The sequence below is a fragment of the uncultured Reyranella sp. genome (assembly GCF_945957355.1).
Lineage (GTDB): Bacteria > Pseudomonadota > Alphaproteobacteria > Reyranellales > Reyranellaceae > Reyranella.
Map to the genome: position 1 here is coordinate 119319 of NZ_CAMFKM010000014.1, position 16316 is coordinate 135634.

A 16316-nucleotide genomic window follows, 5' to 3' on the forward strand; every position below is an offset into this window, starting at 1 on the left:
TTGAGGGGCCGCGACGCCTATCTCGGCGCCGCCATGCCGACGCTGCGCTCCCTGGAAGCTCTCGAAAGCGAGGGCCTCCTCCTGCCCGACCCGCGCCTGCCGGACGCCGCGCAGGCCATGGCGATCGCCATTACCCCGGAGATGGCGGCGCTGATCGACCGGTCGCGGCTGGCCGACGATCCGATCGCCCGGCAGTTCGTGCCGAGCGGCGCCGAGGCCGAGGTCTCGCCCGACGAGCTGGCCGATCCGATCGGCGACGAGGCGCGCTCGCCCGTGAAGGGCATCGTCCATCGCTATCCCGACCGTGTCCTGCTGAAGCCGCTGCATGTCTGCCCGGTCTATTGCCGGTTCTGCTTCCGCCGCGAGAAGGTCGGTCCGGGCGGCGAGGCCCTGTCAGCCGAGGAGCTGGCGGCGGCGCTGGCCTATATCCGCAGCCGGCCGGAAATCTGGGAAGTGATCCTGACCGGTGGCGATCCGCTGATGCTCGCGCCGCGCCGGCTGGCCGAGCTGATGGCCGCACTCGATGCGATCCCCCACGTGGCCATCGTGCGCCTGCACAGCCGCGTGCCGATCGTCGATCCTGAACGGGTCACCGCCGGGCTGGTGCGGGCCCTCAAGCCCGGCCGGGTCGGCGTCTGGCTGGCCGTTCATTGCAATCATGCGCGCGAGCTCAGCCCCCCGACCCGTGCAGCCCTGGCGAGACTTGCCGACGCCGGCCTGCCGCTGATGGGTCAGACGGTGCTGCTGAAGGGCGTGAACGACGATGTCGAGACCCTAGAGCAGCTCATGCGCGCGCTGGTGACGGCCCGGGTAAAGCCCTACTACCTGCATCATCCCGACCTGGTGCGCGGCACGGGTCATTTCCGGGTGTCCATTGCCGAGGGTCAGGCGCTGATGAGGGCCCTGCGCGGCCGCCTCTCCGGGCTCGCCCAGCCGACCTACGTGCTGGACGTGCCGGGCGGTCACGGAAAGGTGCCGGTCGGCCCCTCCTACCTGGCCGACGATCCCGGGGCTCTGACGGTCGAGGACGTCTTCGGCGGGCAGCACCGCTACCCGCCCGGCTGACCCTTCCGCCATTAGAATTTCTCGCGGGCGCCTCAGCGACGGGCCGTCGGCGCCAGGGCCGGACGCACGGTCCGCGCCTGCGGTGCGGCCAGCTCCTCGACCAGCCATTCCTCGAAGGCCTTGGTCTTGGGACGGCTGACCGAGGCCGGCGGGCAGACGAACCACCAGGCCTTGCCGCTGTCGACAATCTGCTCGAACGGCTGGAACAGCCGGCCTTCCGAGAGCTCCTCTCGGAACAGTTGTGGCGGACCGACCGCTACACCCGCGCCTTCCATCGCCGCTTCCACCGCGATCATCGTCGAGTCGAAGGTGAGAACCCTCTTGGGCTTGAAGTCGCCGAGGCCGACGGCGCGCAGCCAGATCGGCCATTCAGGGTCATGTGTCATATCGATGAAGGGCACGCGCTTCAGGTCGTCGAGCGTCTTCAGCTTGTCATGGTAGCGCTTGCCGCAGAGCGGCGTCAGCACGTCGCTGAACAGCCTCGTTGCATGCAGTTCGGGCTCCGGCTGCACCGTGAACCTGATCGCGCAGTCGACATCCTCGCGCGCGAAGTCGACACGCTTCTGGCTCGTCGTCATGCGAACCTCGATCTCGGGATGCTTGGCCTGGAAGCGATGCAGGCGCGGCACCAGCCAGCCCAGCGCAAAGGTCGTGACGAGACTGACGTTCAGCGTGCCGGAGTTGGCCTTGCGGCCGACCCGCTCCAGCGCGTTGGTCATGCGGTCGAACGCATCGCGCAGATCCGGCAGCAGCGCCTCGCCTTCGCTGGTGATCTCGAGCCCGCGCGGACGGCGCACGAACAGGGCGACGCCGAGCCTCTCCTCGAGCGCCTTCACCTGGTGGCTGACGGCGGCCTGCGTGACGTGAAGCTCTTCGGCGGCGTGGGTGAAACTGGCGTGACGGGCAGCGGCCTCGAAGGCGCGCAAGGCGTTGAGCGGTAGTTGCGAACGGCTCATCTAGGACACACGCTCATAGAAATTCTATGCCTCCCCCGAGCTTTCATCCTTTGCAAGTATCCACAGGATACAGCAAATTCAGGCCAGAAACGAGGCGCAACTGCCGATTCCCGGCCTCATCGCCTCAAGCGGAGCTAAGTCATGTCGATCGTATCCAACGTGCGGATGGTCCGCGCGGATGCCCCTTCCTTCTCGTTCGGCCGCGTGATGTCGCTGCTGGCGGGCACGGTCGCGGTCGGGATCGAGAAAGCCATGACCCGAGCCGAACTCGCCCGTTCGCGACATCAGCTGGCCCAGCTGGACGAACGACTGCTGCGGGATATCGGCATCGACCGGGCAACCGCCCGGTTCGAGGCGACCAAGCCTTTCTGGTCCTAGCCGGAATTGCCGGCGGGCACCGGATAGAGCAGGTTCGGGTCGTGGTGCTTTGATGGCGCCATGACCCAACATCCTCTTTCCTTTCCCGCCGTGGTCCTCGCCACTTCCCTTCTTCCCGAACCGGAGAGCTGCTGGGACGCCGTCCAGCGGCGCGACCGGGCCTACAACGGCCGCTTCTGGTTCTCGGTCAGGACGACCGGGGTCTATTGCCTGCCGTCGTGCGCGGCCCGTCCGCCGTTGCGGCGCAACGTCGACTTCCACGCCTCGCCCGAGGCGGCGGAAGCGGCGGGTTTCCGTGCGTGCAAGCGATGCAAGCCGCGCGACTGGCAGGCCGAGGCGGGCCTCAGCCGGCCGGTGGCGCGCGCCTGTGCGCTGTTCGACGCCGGCGATGCCGACAGCCCGCCCTCGCTGGCCGAGGTGTCGCGCAAGGTCGGCCTGTCGAGCGGCGCCCTGGGCAAGCGTTTCCTGGCCGAACTGGGCGTCGCGCCGCGCGACTGGCTGGTCGCGCGCAAGCGCGAGCGGTTCCGCAGCGCCCTGCGCGGCGGCGCCAGCGTGGCCGATGCGATCTACGGCGCGGGCTACGGCTCGCCGAGCCGCGTCTACGAGAGCAGCGACAAGGCGCTGGGCATGACGCCCGCGACGTACGCCAAAGGCGGCGCCGGCGCGCACATCGACTACACCACGGTCGACTCCGACTATGGCCGGGTGCTGGTGGCAGCGACCGAGAAGGGCATCGCCGCCGTGTTCCTGGGCGATGACGACCGCGCCCTCGAAAAAGACCTGAAACGGGACTTCCCGGCCGCAGAGATCCAACGCAACGACGACGTCCTCGGCCCGCGCGTCAGAGGCGTGCTGTCGCGCCTCTACGGCCGCAAGCCCTCGGCCCTCGACGCGCCCGACGTGCCGCTCGACATCCTGGGGACCGCCTTCCAGTGGAAGGTGTGGAAGGCGCTGACCGAGATCCCGGCCGGCGAGACCCGCACCTATGGCGAGATCGCCCGCAGCATCGGCGAGCCCAAGGCGGCGCGCGCGGTGGGACGCGCCTGCGCCACCAACCAGGCCGCCGTGGTCATCCCGTGTCATCGCGCCGTGGAATCGAGCGGCGCGCTGACCGGCTATCGCTGGGGCGTGGCGCGCAAGGAACGGCTGCTGGCCGAGGAACGCCGGCGCAGCAGCAGGTAGAAGGCGCCCGTACCGCCATGATGGGCATGGGCGGCGCGGACCGCCCGCACCCGGTCGCGATTGTCGCCACGGTTCAGCCAGCCCACGAACTCTGCCCGGATGCGGCCGTCGATCGTGCGGTCGCCTTCGCGGCGCAGCCCCTTGCCGGTCACGACCAGCACGACACGCATGTCCTGCGCCGTTACTCGTTCCAGGAACCGCGTCACGGCCCGCTCGGCCGCGGCCAGGGTCATGCCGTGCAGGTCGATGGTCGCTTCCGGCGCCAGCTTGCGCCGCGACAGGGCGCGCGAGACGTCGCGGTCGAACTGCCGGCCATCCGGCGACAGCTCGGGAACGCTCGGCCGGGCAGGCAGCGGGCGAGGTTTCGGGAGAAGCGCCTCTGTCGGCCTGGACTTCACGGATCTGGCCGCGGGCGCCCGCGCGGACCCCGGCCCGGCTTCCACCGCCGGAACGCGCGCCGCGGCCGCCCGCTTTCGCTTGAGCGGCTTCACGTCGGCCATCGCCGCGGCGAACAATTCGACGTCCTTCACCATGCCATTTCGTCTAGCCTTGGCCGTGGGGCGGGTCTACACAGCCCGGCATGGCCATCGCGCCCCCCTCCCGGCCCCCCGGCCAGCCACAACCCGATCCCGACCTCCAGAGCGGCCTGCAGTATCTGCGTGCAGGCTGGTACGACCGCGCCGAGCCGCTGTTCAAGAGCGCGCGCGTGCGGCACGGCGACCGCCCCGACATCCTGCACTATCTGGCCGTCTGCCTGTCGCAGCGCGGCGCCGTGAAGGAAGCCGAGGGTCTGTGGCGCAAGGCCGTGGCGAAGGATCCGAACGAGCCGATGCTGCTCTACAATCTCGGCCTCGCCTCCCGTCGCCTCGGCAATCTCGACGAGGCGGCGCGCCGCTTCCGCGACACGATCCGCCAGGCGCCCAGTCATGTCGAAGCAAGGCTGGCGCTGGCCTCCGTGCACATGGACACCGGCCGCTTCGCCGCCGCCGAACGCGAACTGTCGGAGTTCGTGGCCAACGTCGATCGCGCCATCCATGAACATGGGACCGAGGCGCTGAAGCCCCTGCAGGCGCGTGCGCGCAACATGCTGGGCTATGCGCTCTATCGCCTGGGCCGTCATTCGGCCGCGATCGAGATCTTCGACATGGCGCTGGAAGACGCCGGCGACAATGCCGAGCGCCGCGGCCAGATCATGGGCGACCGTTCGCTCTCCCTGGCCGCCCTCGGCCACTACGACGAAGCCATTGCCGAGGCCGGCCGGGCGCTCGAACTGGCACCGGCCAGCGCCACGTTGAGCCATACGCTGGGCTACGTCCTCTATTTCAGCGGCCGTCCGAGCGACGCCATCCCGATGATCGAGAAGGCGCTGCAGCTCGATCCGGCCTTCGGCCAGGCCTACAATACCCTGGCGCTGGCGCGGTCCGCAGCCGGCCAGCCGGAACAGGCCGTCGGCATCCTCGAGAAGGTTCTGGAACGCAACCCTCTCGATCAGGAGACGATCCTCCAGCTCTCCAACCTGCACGTCCAGGCCGGGCGGTTCGAGGAGGCCATCCGGATTCTGGAGCCCTACCTGAAAGTCGTGTCCGGGGACGCCCGGGCGATGAACAACCAGGGGCTGGCGCTTCTCGGTCTCAAGCGGTTCGACGATGCGCGGCGCATCCTGAAGAAGGCCGCGAAGGTCTCACCGGAGGAACCGTTCGTGCAGACCAATTACGGGCGCGCCCTCATGGGGCTGGGGCGGGCGGCCGAAGCGCGGGCCCACCACGAGCAGGCGTTGCGCGCGCTGCCGGACGATACGCGGCTTCTGGTCCACTACGGAATATGCCTCGCCGCGCTGGGCGAATCCGACCGGGCCCGGGAAACGCTGGACTCTGCCCTGGCCGCCGACCCGAGCAACGAGGAAGCCCTGCTCGCGCGCGCGGGCCTGGACGCATGAGCAGCGGCGCCGATCGTCTGGCCGAGGTCACGGGCCGCATCGCCGAAGCCGCGCGGGCATCGGGTCGTTCGCCTTCCGACGTCACCCTGGTCGCCGTCTCGAAGACCCATGGCGCCGACCGGGTCCGCGAACTGCTGGAGGTCGGCCATCGCGTGTTCGGCGAGAACCGCGTCCAGGAAGCCGAGGGCAAATTTCCGGAGCTGAAGGCCGCCTGGCCCGATCTCGAACTGCACCTGATCGGTCCGCTGCAGACCAACAAGGCCCGCGATGCCGTCGCCCTGTTCGACGTCATACAGTCGGTCGACCGCGAGCGCCTCGCCGCCGCCCTGGTCAAGGAGATGGAACGGCTGGGCCGCCGGCCTGCCTGCTACATCCAGGTCAACACCGGCGAGGAGCCGCAGAAGGCAGGCATTCTCCCGAAGGACGTCGATGCCTTCGTCGCCCTCTGCCGCGATCAGTACAAGTTGCCGATCGTCGGCCTGATGTGCATCCCGCCGGTCGACGAGGAGCCGGCCCTGCATTTCGCGCTGCTGGCCAAGATGGCGGCGCGCAACGGTCTGGCCAGGCTCAGCATGGGCATGAGCGCCGACTACGAGACGGCGGTCCGCATGGGCGCCACCCATGTGCGCGTCGGCAGCGCCCTGTTCGGCTCCCGCCCGCCGCTGTCGCCCCCCCAACCGAAGGCCGATGCCTGAACTGCCCGAGGTCGAGACCGTCCGGCGCGGGCTGATGCCGCGCCTGGTCGGTCGGCGCATCGTGCGACTGCAGCAGCGCCGGGCAGACCTGCGGGTGCCCCTGCCGGCGAAGTTCGCCACCAGGGTCGAGGGGCGAGCGGTCACCGGCATCGACCGGCGCGCCAAGTACCTGCTGGTCCGGCTGGATGACGGCCAGACCCTGATCGTCCATCTCGGCATGTCGGGCCGCATGACCCTGCACGATGCCGAAACCGCGGCAAGCCATCCGCTGGACCGGCACGATCATGTGGTGTTCGACATGGACGATGGCTGGCAGGTCCGCTTCAACGATGCGCGGCGCTTCGGCCTGATGGTGCTGGTGGCCAATGAGGCTGTCGCCACGCACAAGTACTTCAAGAGCCTGGGACCGGAACCGCTGGACGACGCCTTTACCGGAGATGTGCTGGCGGCCCGCCTCGCCGGACGCAAGACGCCGATCAAGGCGGCGTTGCTCGACCAGAAGACCCTGGTGGGCGTCGGCAACATCTATGCGTGCGAGGCGCTCTTCCTGGCCGGCATCTCGCCGCGCCGCTCCGCCCATACCGTGAAGGGGGAACGGGCGGGCCGCCTCGTCGAGGCGATCAAGCGCGTGCTGAAGCGTTCGATACAGGACGGCGGATCGACCCTGCGCGACCATGTCCAGCCGGGCGGTGAACTCGGCTATTTCCAGACGCGTTTCAACGTCTATGACCGGGCCGGCATCGCCTGCCCCACCCGCGACTGCGGCCAGACGGTGCGCCGGCTCGTACAGGCCGGGCGATCCACCTTCTATTGCGCGCGCTGCCAGCGCTAGTTAAGGCACGCTCAAGGAGAACAAGAATGACTGCGGCATACGAGAACATCCAGACTGAGACCAGGGGCCGGGTCGGCATCATCCGGCTGAACCGCCCGAAGGCCCTGAACGCCCTCTGCGCCGATCTGGTGCGAGAGCTCGGCCAGGCGCTCGATGCGTTCGAAGCCGATCCCGGCATCGGTTGCATGGTCCTCACCGGAAGCGACAAGGCGTTCGCGGCCGGTGCCGACATCAAGGAGATGAAGGAGAAGACCTACCAGGACGTCTTCCTGCAGGACTTCATCACCGTCGGCTGGGAGAAGGTGAGCCAGGTCCGCAAGCCCATCGTCGCGGCGGTGGCGGGGTACGCCCTGGGCGGCGGCTGCGAGATGGCCATGATGTGTGACTTCATCATCGCTGCGGACAACGCCAAATTCGGCCAGCCCGAGATCACGCTCGGGACCATTCCCGGTGCCGGCGGCACGCAGCGCCTGCCGCGCTTCGTCGGCAAGTCGAAGGCGATGGACATGGTCCTGACCGGGCGCATGATGGATGCGGCCGAAGCCGAGCGCTGCGGCCTGGTCAGCCGGGTGGTCCCACTGGCCCAGCTCATGGACGACGCCATCGCCACGGCCGAGAAGATCGCAGGGATGTCACTGCCCGCCACCCTGGTCGCCAAGGAAGCGGTCAATCGGGCCTTCGAAACCACCCTCTCGGAGGGTGTTCGTTTCGAGCGCAGGACCTTTCACGCAACTTTTGCCTTCGACGACCGGTCCGAGGGCATGGCCGCCTTCGCCGAAAAGCGCAAGCCGGGCTGGAAACACCGCTGATTTGGCCGGTTTGGCGCGCTTGACCGGCCCCCATGCGGCCCGTATAAGCGCGCCCTTCGAGCAACGAGGACTATTATGGCTAATCACAAGTCGGCCGAGAAGCGCGCCCGCCAGACCGAGCGCCGCACCGCCGTGAATACGGCGCGCCGTAGCCGCGTGCGCGGCTCGGTGAAGAAGGTCGAGGAGGCGATTGCGTCCGGCGACAAGAAGGCCGCCCAGGACGCGCTGCGCGCGGCGCAGCCCGAGATCCAGCGCGGCGCCACCAAGCGCATCGTGACCAAGAACGCAGCCGCCCGCCGCGTGTCGCGCCTCTCGGCGCGCATCAAGGCGATGGCCTGACGCTTACCGATATCCTGCTTCAGGGTTTGTGAACGCCGCTCCTTCGAGCGGCGTTTTCTTTTGTGGCGATGACGATGCCGAGATTCTTTCGCGAAAAAAATCTTCGCGCTTTTCTCCAATGATCGTTTGGTCGTCGATTGGCCGACTGACATACGATTCGGAGTTATCGAACGAAGCGCAACGGCGAGCGCTACATGTTGAGAGCCGTCTCCCGACGAATGGCGCGCAAAATTGAATCGAACAACTTGTCAATCGAGCAACGCCGCGAAGTGGCTGAATAGCGTGTGGTGTTCGGGGTGTGAATCGTTTGCGCGCTTCGGAGAGTCTGGATAAGACTCACGACATCGCGACGGGGCGTGGGGCGCTTGGATCGCGAGCCAGATGGAGAAGAGGGGATTCCTCTCCATCGCAACGACGAACGAGGGAGACAGGTACACAACGCTTCGCAAGTTCGACGATCGATAAGAAGATGAAGCGTCCCATAAGCGACGCTCGCTGAACATCCCTCGTTCCCTCTTGCCGTGTTGTGTGTCGCCCGACGTCGCTGGCTCGCCAGACAACGCCTCGCTTCGACGAATGAAAGCGGGGGCCATGTCGAAAGACAACAAGATCGCAGACACATTCGAAGTGTCCCCCGCCGCCGGCTACGCTGGCGACGTCACTCCTGCGGTTGCCTGGAAGATTCTCGGCGAACTCAAGGACGCGATCCTGATCGACGTGCGCACGCGCGCCGAGTGGAACTATGTGGGCGTGCCCGACCTTGCCGGCCTCGACAAGAAGCCGGGCCTGGTCGAGTGGCAGGTCTTCCCGAGCATGCAGGTCAATCCGGATTTCGTCGGCGCGCTTTCAGGGGCGCTGGCGGACAAGGAGGTCCCGCTGCTCTTTCTGTGTCGAAGTGGGGTGAGATCGGTCGCGGCGGCGAAAGCCATGGCCGCGGCCGGATACAGTACGTGTCTCAATGTAGCAGACGGCTTTGAAGGACCCCTCGATGCGCAGGGCAAGCGCGGCGCGACGAGGGGATGGAAGGCAGCGGGGCTTCCGTGGAGACAAACGTGAATCGAATTCAATCGCCGGTCCAAGGCAATAAGAACACAGCATTTGAAAGCAACAATTTTGCGGGGGCAGATATGGAAGAAGGGGCGGGCCGAAAGGAGCTCGAAGCACATTGGGTGCGCGTCTGCGATCGGCTTCGCAAGGAGATTGGGGACAAGGCCTTCAAGACATGGTTCGGCGAGGTCGAACTGGGTGAGCTGAAGGCCGGCAAGCTGCGGCTTTACGCGCCGACGCGCTTCGTGCGCGACTGGGTCGGCCGTCACTATGGCGACCGCGTGCTCGCCTACTGGCAGTCGGTCAATGCCGAGGTGAAGAACGTCGAGGTGAACCTCGTGCCGCCGCCGGCGCCGCGCCGGCCGAACGAGATCATCGCGATGCCGCCCGTGCCCTCGTCGCAGAATCACCAGCCGCCGATGCCGCGCATGGGCCCCTCGATCGGCCGCGGCGCCGACGAGATTTCGCAGGCTCCGGAGGCACGCTACACTTTCGCCAACTTCGTGGTCGGCAAGCCCAACGAGTTCGCCTATGCGGCGGCGCGCAACATCTCCGAACAGGACATGCCGCTGCCGGAGCGCAATCCGCTCTACATCTTCGGCGGAGTCGGCCTCGGCAAGACCCACCTGATGCACGCGATCTGGCATGTCATCCGCGAGCGCGACCCCAAGACCCGCGTCCTCTACCTGACGGCCGAGAGCTTCGTGAACCGGTTCATCCAGGCCCTGCGCACCAAGAACACCGGCCAGTTCAAGGAGCTGTTCCGCAACGTCGACGTGCTGATGGTCGACGACGTGCAGTTCATCTGCGGCAAGGAAGCGAGCCAGGACGAGTTCTTCTTCACGTTCAACTCGCTGGTCGAGCAGAACAAGCAGATCATCCTGTCCTCGGAGAAGCCGCCGAGCGAGCTGCAGGACATCGAGGAGCGCATGCGCTCGCGGCTGGGCAGCGGCCTCGTGGCCGACATCCACTCGTCGACCTACGAGCTGCGCCTGTCGATCCTGCAGACCAAGGCCGAGAACGCCCGGGTGCCGGTGCCGGCCAACGTGCTCGAGTTCCTCGCGCACAAGATCAGCACCAACATCCGCGAGCTCGAGGGTGCCCTGAACCGCGTCGTTGCGCACGGCCAGCTGATCGGCCGCGAGATCACCGTCGAGATGGCGCAGGACGTGCTGCACGACCTGCTGCGCCAGGCCGACCGCAAGGTCACGGTCGACGAGATCCAGCAGCGGGTCGCCGCCCACTACAACATCAAGCTCGCCGAGATGAGTTCGCCGCGGCGCGCCCGCTCGGTCGCCCGGCCGCGCCAGGTGGCGATGTACCTCGCCAAGCAGCTCACGACCCTCAGCCTGCCGCAGATCGGCAAGCGTTTCGGCAACCGCGACCACACGACGGTCATGCACGCAGTGCGCAAGATCGAGGAACTCAAGGTTTCCGACCTGTCGATCGCCGAGGACGTCGAGTTGCTGAAGCGGCAGCTGCAGGGCTGAAAATTCACTGAGACAGACTGTGAAACGGGCCCCGCAAGGGGCCCGTTTTGCATGGCACCCAAGGCTCTAAATGCCTCTAGAAACAGCGAAATTGCTTCCCGCGGACAGTCGGCGTGATATACTTTTCAACCGTTCCTCCGGCGCCCTGCGCCGCGTTTGGAACGGGCCATGAACCAGACCCAATCCGGCCCTGACTACGGCGACCAAAACATGAAATTGACGATCGAACGGGCGGCTCTTCTGAAGGCTCTCGCCCATGTCCAGAGTGTCGTCGAGCGTCGGAACACCATCCCGATCCTGTCGAACGTGCTGATCACCGCCCAGAAGGGCCGGCTGAGCCTCGCCGCGACCGACATGGACTTGGCCATCACCGAATCGGTGGAAGCCAGCGCCTCCAAGACCGGGTCGACCACGGCACCGGCCCACACGCTGTACGAGATCGTCCGCAAGCTGCCCGACGGCGCCCAGGTCGAGCTGGAAGCCGCCTCGGACAACAGCAGCCTGGTGATCCGGGCCGGCCGTTCACGCTTCACCCTGCAGTGCCTGCCGCCGGCCGATTTCCCGGCCATGGCCGAAGGCGACCTGCCGCACCGGTTCCAGCTCCCGGCGACCGACCTGAAGGGCATCATCGACCGCACCCGGTTCGCAATCTCCAACGAGGAGACGCGCTACTACCTGAACGGCATCTATTTCCATGCCGCGACCGCGGCCGGCACCCAGGTGCTGCGCGGCGTGGCGACCGACGGCCATCGCCTGGCCCGGGTCGAGGTGCCGTTGCCCAAGGGCGCCGGCGAGATCCCGGGCGTGATCGTGCCGCGCAAGACCGTGGGCGAGGTCCGCAAGCTGCTCGACGAGGGCGACGGTTCGGTCGACGTCGAGCTCAGCGACACCCGCATCCGCTTCTCCAGCGGCAACGTCACCCTGGTCAGCAAGCTGATCGACGGCACCTTCCCGGACTACGAGCGGGTCATCCCGACCGGCAACGACAAGGTCCTGAACGTGCCGTGCAAGGAATTCGCGCACGCCGTCGACCGCGTCTCGACCATCTCGACCGAGAAGTCGCGCGCCATCAAGCTGGCGGTCGGCAAGGGCATCGTGACGCTTTCGGCCACCAGCCCGGACGCGGGCAGCGCCAGCGAGGAGATCGAGGTCGAGTACAAGGACACGGCGCTCGAGATCGGCTTCAACTCGCGCTACCTGCTGGACATCACCGAGCAGATCGCGGGCAGCGAGGCGCGCTTCCTGATGGCCGATGCCGGCTCGCCCACCCTGGTGCGTGACGGTGCCGACGAGAGCGCGCTCTACGTGCTCATGCCGATGCGGGTATGAACGCACAGGCCATTAGCAACCTCGCCTACTCTTCCGACGCCGTATCGGGCGCTGCGCCGGCACTCCTCGCCGTGCGCCAGCTTCGCCTGACTGACTTCCGCAACTACCGCCAGCTCCGCCTCGAGTGCGGCCACGAGCCGGTCGTCCTGGTCGGCGCCAACGGCGCGGGCAAGACCAACCTGCTGGAGGCCCTCTCTTTCCTGGCGCCCGGCCGCGGCCTGCGGCGGGCCAGGCTCGACGATGTCTGCCGCCGCTCCCGCGGCGACGAGCCTTCGGCCGCCGGCTGGGCCGCCGCTGCGACACTCGACACGCCCGAAGGCCGGCTGGCCATTGGCACCGGCCTCGAAGCCGGGCGCAGCGAGAGCAGCCTGCCGCGCCGCGCCGTGCGCATCGATGGCCGGACGATGCAGAGCCAGACCGCACTGGGTCGGCACGTCGCCGCCGTGTGGCTGACGCCGCAGCTCGACCGGCTGTTCCTCGACGGCGCGACCGAGCGACGGCGCTTTCTCGACCGGCTGGTGACGGCACTGCATCCCGAACACGCCGGCGACGTCGCGGCCTACGAGAATGCGCAGCGCCAGCGCGCGCGGCTGCTCGGAGAGGGCAACCGCGACCCGCACTGGTTCTCGGCTCTGGAAGACACGATGGCCCGCCACGGCGTGGCGCTCGCCGCCGCACGGGCCGACACGGTGCAGCGCCTCGATGCCGCCGCACGGCTCGGCGTCGGACCTTTCCCCCGCGCCTCGCTCGCCATGGCGGGCGAAGTCGACGGCTGGATTGCCACCATGGCTGCGATCGACGTCGAAGACCGGCTGCGCGACGAACTGGCGGCCAGCCGCTTGCGCGACGCCGAGGCCGGCACCACGTCCTGCGGGCCGCACCGCAGCGATCTCGCGGTGCGCCATCTCGATCTCGACCTGCCGGCGGCCGAGGGGTCGACCGGCCAGCAGAAGGCGGTCCTCGTCTCGATCGCACTGGCGCATGCGAGGCTGGTGGCGCTGTCGCGCGGTCGGCCGCCGTTGCTGCTGCTCGACGAAATCGCGGCCCATCTCGACGAAGAGCGCCGGCGGGCGCTGTTCGACGAGGTGGTCGCGCTCGGCGTCCAGAGCTGGATGACCGGCACCGATGCCGAACTCTTTGCGCCGCTCCGCGGCCGCGCGCAGATCCTGCGCGTGACCGACGGGTCGATCGCGGCCGTCTGAACCCTTTTCGAAAGCCAGGACCATGAGCGACAACGACATGACGCCGGGCGCCGAGGACTACGGCGCCGATTCCATCAAGGTGCTGCGCGGCCTCGATGCCGTCCGTAAGCGCCCGGGCATGTATATCGGCGACACGGACGACGGCACCGGCCTGCATCACATGGTCTACGAGATCGTCGACAATGCGATCGACGAGGCGCTGGCGGGCTATTGCGATAAGGTCGACGTCGTCCTGCACGGCGACGGCTCCGTTACCGTGTGCGACAATGGCCGCGGCGTCCCGACCGACATCCACAAGGAAGAGGGAATCTCGGCGGCCAACGTCATCTTCACGCAGCTCCATGCCGGCGGAAAGTTCGACCAGAATTCCTACAAGGTTTCGGGCGGACTGCACGGCGTCGGCGCCGCGGTGGTGAACGCCCTGTCGGAGCATCTCGACCTGCGCATCTGGCGCAACGGCAAGGAACACTTCATGCGCTTCCGGCACGGCGAGCCTGAGGGCGACCTGCAGATGGTCGGCGACGCGCCCGAGGGCAAGAAGGGCACCGAGGTGACGTTCCTGCCTTCCAAGGGCACCTTCACGAAGACCGAGTTCGACTTCTCGACGCTCGAGCACCGGCTGCGCGAGCTGGCCTTCCTTAACTCCGGCGTGCGGATCGTGCTGACCGACGAGCGCGGCGCCGAGCGAAAGGTCTCGGAACTGTTTTACGAGGGCGGCGTCGAGGCCTTCGCCAAGTATCTCGACCGCAACAAATCCGTACTGCACGACCCGCCGGTGTCGATCCGCGGCGAGAAGGACGGCATCGCCGTCGAAGTCGCGATGCAATGGAACGACAGCTATCACGAGACGATGCTGTGCTTCACCAACAACATCCCGCAGCGTGACGGCGGCACCCATCTCGCGGGCTTCCGCGGCGCACTGACCCGCACACTGAACAAGTATGCCGACGAGAGCGGCATCTCCAAGAAGGAGAAGGTCGGCCTCACCGGCGACGACATGCGCGAGGGTCTGACCTGCGTGCTCTCGGTCAAGGTGCCCGACCCCAAGTTTTCCTCGCAGACCAAGGACAAGCTGGTCTCGTCGGAAGTCCGCCCGGTGGTCGAGTCGGTGGTAGGCGACAAGCTCGGCCAGTGGTTCGAGGAGCATCCCGCCGAGACGAAGAAGATCCTGACCAAGGTGGTCGAGGCGGCGGCGGCGCGCGAGGCCGCCCGCAAGGCCCGCGAGCTCACCCGCCGCAAAGGCGCGCTCGACGTCTCCTCGCTGCCCGGCAAGCTCGCCGACTGTCAGCAGCGCGATCCGGCGCTCTCCGAGCTGTTCATCGTCGAGGGCGATTCGGCCGGCGGTTCGGCCAAGCAGGGCCGCAACCGGGCGAATCAAGCCATCCTGCCGTTGCGCGGAAAAATCCTGAACGTCGAACGCGCGCGCTTCGACAAGATGCTGGGCTCGGCGGAAATCGGCACGCTGATCACGGCGCTCGGCACCGGCATCGGCCATGACGACTTCAACCTCGACAAGCTGCGCTACCACAAGATCATCATCATGACGGACGCCGACGTCGACGGCTCCCACATCCGCACGCTCCTGATGACGTTCTTTTATCGCCAGATGCGCGACCTGATCGAGCGCGGCTACCTCTACATCGCCCAGCCGCCGCTGTTCAAAGCGGCCAAGGGCAAGTCCGCGATATACCTCAAGGACGAGCGCGCGCTCGACGACCATCTGATCCAGACCGGGCTCGAGGGCGCCACCCTGCAGCTCGGCAGTGGCAGCGTTCTGGCCAAGGAAGACCTGCGGAACACGGTGGACATTGCCCGCTCGGTGACCAACCTCGTGAAGCCGCTGGCCTTGTCGCGGCGCGTCACCAGCCAGGCCGTGATCGAGCAGGCGGCGATCGCGGGCGCCCTCAAGCCCGACGTGCTGGCCGATCCGACACTCGCCAAGCAGACGGCCGACTACATCGCCAAGCGGCTCGACGTCGTCAGCCCGTTGCTGGAGAAGGGCTGGGCAGGCGAGCCGATCGCCGACGGCGGGCTTGCCTTCGTGCGCCGCCTGCGCGGCGTCACCGAGCGACACGTGATCGACGGCCCGCTGACCCGCAGTGCCGAAGCCCGCAAGCTCGACGCGCTCGCGGACGAGCTGCAGGCTGTCTACGAGAAGCCCGGCATCTTCGCGGTGAAGGACAAGGAGACCAGGATCGCCTCGCCGACCGAGCTGTTCGCCGCCGTCCTCGAGGCGGGCCGCAAGGGCGTCACGATCCAGCGCTACAAGGGACTGGGCGAGATGAACCCCGACCAGCTCTGGGAGACCACCCTCGATCCGGAGGCGCGCACCTTGCTGCAGGTCAGGATCAACCATGCCGACGAGGCCGACGAGATTTTCTCGACCCTTATGGGCGACGTGGTCGAGCCGCGCCGCGACTTTATCCAGGAAAACGCGCTGAAGGTGGCGAACCTCGATGTTTAGGATCGGAAAGGCCCTGGTCGCCGCCGTGCTTCTGGCAAGCGCGACTCCCGTCGCTGCATCGGCGCAGACCCAGTCGACGACGCCTGCGACGAACGCCGGCACCAGGCTCAACTTTCCGTCGAGCCTGGGCGGCGCCACGTTCGAACGTTCGGTCAACTATGCCGCTCCTCCGGGCAACAATCCCGGCCAGGGCATGGCCTACTACTATTCGACGCCGAAGCGGCTGACGATCAGCGTCCAGGTCTACGATCTCGGCCGCCGGGTGCCGGCCGGCAGCGACAATCCGGCGGTGACCGCCCAGTTCAACGCCGAGGTCGCCTCGGCCGAGCAACAGTTCAAGCACGCCGGATACACGAGCTTCCAGAAACCGTCGGTGCCCTCGAGCTGCACTTATGGGACGGTGACCTTCCGCTGCCTCGCTTATAGCGGCCTTACCCAAGCGAACTCGCGGGTCTACAGCAAGCTGCTGCTGACCGGCTTTCGCGACCACTTCGTCAAGATCCGCATCGACTGGATGCAGTCGCACCAGCAGACTGCGGCCGATGCCGATGCCGCGCTGCAGGCCTTCGTGCCGGCCCTGATGCACTGACGC

16 protein-coding genes are annotated in these 16316 nt (G+C 67.4%); 14 read left to right on the top strand and 2 right to left on the bottom strand.

Features of this window, described 5'->3' with window-relative positions; genetic code table 11:
- The gene (locus tag Q0Q48_RS21450) at positions 1-1065 is read left to right on the top strand and encodes a lysine-2,3-aminomutase-like protein (RefSeq protein ID WP_295142351.1); all 1065 of its coding nucleotides are present in this window, start codon (positions 1-3) and stop codon (positions 1063-1065) included.
- A 32-nt stretch (positions 1066-1097) separates the two neighbouring features.
- On the opposite strand, the gene gcvA is transcribed toward Q0Q48_RS21450, so the two are convergent.
- Positions 1098-2021 (bottom strand): transcriptional regulator GcvA, encoded by a 924-nt coding sequence (gcvA, locus tag Q0Q48_RS21455; RefSeq protein ID WP_295142354.1) that lies wholly within the window; start codon positions 2019-2021, stop codon positions 1098-1100.
- Between the two features lie 141 nt (positions 2022-2162).
- Between gcvA and Q0Q48_RS21460 the strand changes: the two genes are divergently transcribed.
- Both Q0Q48_RS21460 and ada read left to right on the top strand, forming a co-directional pair.
- A complete protein-coding gene (locus Q0Q48_RS21460) occupies positions 2163-2399 on the top strand; it encodes a DUF1127 domain-containing protein (protein ID WP_295142357.1) in 237 nt (78 codons plus the stop codon).
- Positions 2400-2459: 60 nt separating this feature from the next.
- The gene (gene ada, locus Q0Q48_RS21465) at positions 2460-3581 is read left to right on the top strand and encodes a bifunctional DNA-binding transcriptional regulator/O6-methylguanine-DNA methyltransferase Ada (RefSeq protein ID WP_295142360.1); all 1122 of its coding nucleotides are present in this window, start codon (positions 2460-2462) and stop codon (positions 3579-3581) included.
- Here the strand turns inward: ada and Q0Q48_RS21470 are convergent.
- Complete coding sequence (locus Q0Q48_RS21470) at positions 3515-4114, bottom strand: Smr/MutS family protein (RefSeq protein ID WP_295142363.1); 600 nt, start codon at positions 4112-4114, stop codon at positions 3515-3517. The genes ada and Q0Q48_RS21470 overlap by 67 nt on opposite strands.
- A gap of 47 nt (positions 4115-4161) precedes the next feature.
- Here Q0Q48_RS21470 and Q0Q48_RS21475 point away from each other — a divergent pair, with 47 nt between their 5' ends.
- The 11 genes from Q0Q48_RS21475 (at position 4162) to Q0Q48_RS21525 (ending at position 16313) form a co-directional block, all read left to right on the top strand.
- Positions 4162-5517, top strand: a complete 1356-nt coding sequence (locus Q0Q48_RS21475) for a tetratricopeptide repeat protein (RefSeq protein WP_295142365.1) — start codon at positions 4162-4164, stop codon at positions 5515-5517.
- A complete protein-coding gene (locus Q0Q48_RS21480; RefSeq protein WP_295142367.1) occupies positions 5514-6212 on the top strand; it encodes a YggS family pyridoxal phosphate-dependent enzyme in 699 nt (232 codons plus the stop codon). The genes Q0Q48_RS21475 and Q0Q48_RS21480 overlap by 4 nt, the downstream gene beginning before the upstream one ends.
- A complete protein-coding gene (gene mutM, locus Q0Q48_RS21485; protein WP_295142370.1) occupies positions 6205-7044 on the top strand; it encodes a bifunctional DNA-formamidopyrimidine glycosylase/DNA-(apurinic or apyrimidinic site) lyase in 840 nt (279 codons plus the stop codon). Before Q0Q48_RS21480 ends, mutM begins: the two co-directional genes overlap by 8 nt.
- 26 nt (positions 7045-7070) lie before the next feature.
- Entirely contained in the window at positions 7071-7853 is a 783-nt protein-coding gene (locus tag Q0Q48_RS21490) for an enoyl-CoA hydratase (protein ID WP_295142373.1), read from the top strand.
- A gap of 75 nt (positions 7854-7928) precedes the next feature.
- On the top strand, positions 7929-8192 hold the full coding sequence (rpsT, locus tag Q0Q48_RS21495) for a 30S ribosomal protein S20 (RefSeq protein ID WP_295142376.1): 264 nt from the start codon (positions 7929-7931) through the stop codon (positions 8190-8192).
- A gap of 591 nt (positions 8193-8783) precedes the next feature.
- The gene (locus tag Q0Q48_RS21500; protein WP_295142378.1) at positions 8784-9248 is read left to right on the top strand and encodes a rhodanese-like domain-containing protein; all 465 of its coding nucleotides are present in this window, start codon (positions 8784-8786) and stop codon (positions 9246-9248) included.
- Between the two features lie 71 nt (positions 9249-9319).
- Positions 9320-10729: a chromosomal replication initiator protein DnaA gene (dnaA, locus tag Q0Q48_RS21505; RefSeq protein ID WP_295142379.1), complete on the top strand. Its 1410-nt coding sequence runs from the start codon at positions 9320-9322 to the stop codon at positions 10727-10729.
- 210 nt (positions 10730-10939) lie between these two features.
- Complete coding sequence (gene dnaN, locus Q0Q48_RS21510; protein ID WP_295142381.1) at positions 10940-12058, top strand: DNA polymerase III subunit beta; 1119 nt, start codon at positions 10940-10942, stop codon at positions 12056-12058.
- Positions 12055-13260 (top strand): DNA replication/repair protein RecF, encoded by a 1206-nt coding sequence (gene recF, locus Q0Q48_RS21515; protein ID WP_295142384.1) that lies wholly within the window; start codon positions 12055-12057, stop codon positions 13258-13260. The genes dnaN and recF overlap by 4 nt, the downstream gene beginning before the upstream one ends.
- 22 nt (positions 13261-13282) lie before the next feature.
- A complete protein-coding gene (gene gyrB, locus Q0Q48_RS21520; protein ID WP_295142386.1) occupies positions 13283-15724 on the top strand; it encodes a DNA topoisomerase (ATP-hydrolyzing) subunit B in 2442 nt (813 codons plus the stop codon).
- Positions 15717-16313 (top strand): hypothetical protein, encoded by a 597-nt coding sequence (locus tag Q0Q48_RS21525; protein WP_295142388.1) that lies wholly within the window; start codon positions 15717-15719, stop codon positions 16311-16313. The genes gyrB and Q0Q48_RS21525 overlap by 8 nt, the downstream gene beginning before the upstream one ends.
- Positions 16314-16316: the final 3 nt, after the last annotated feature.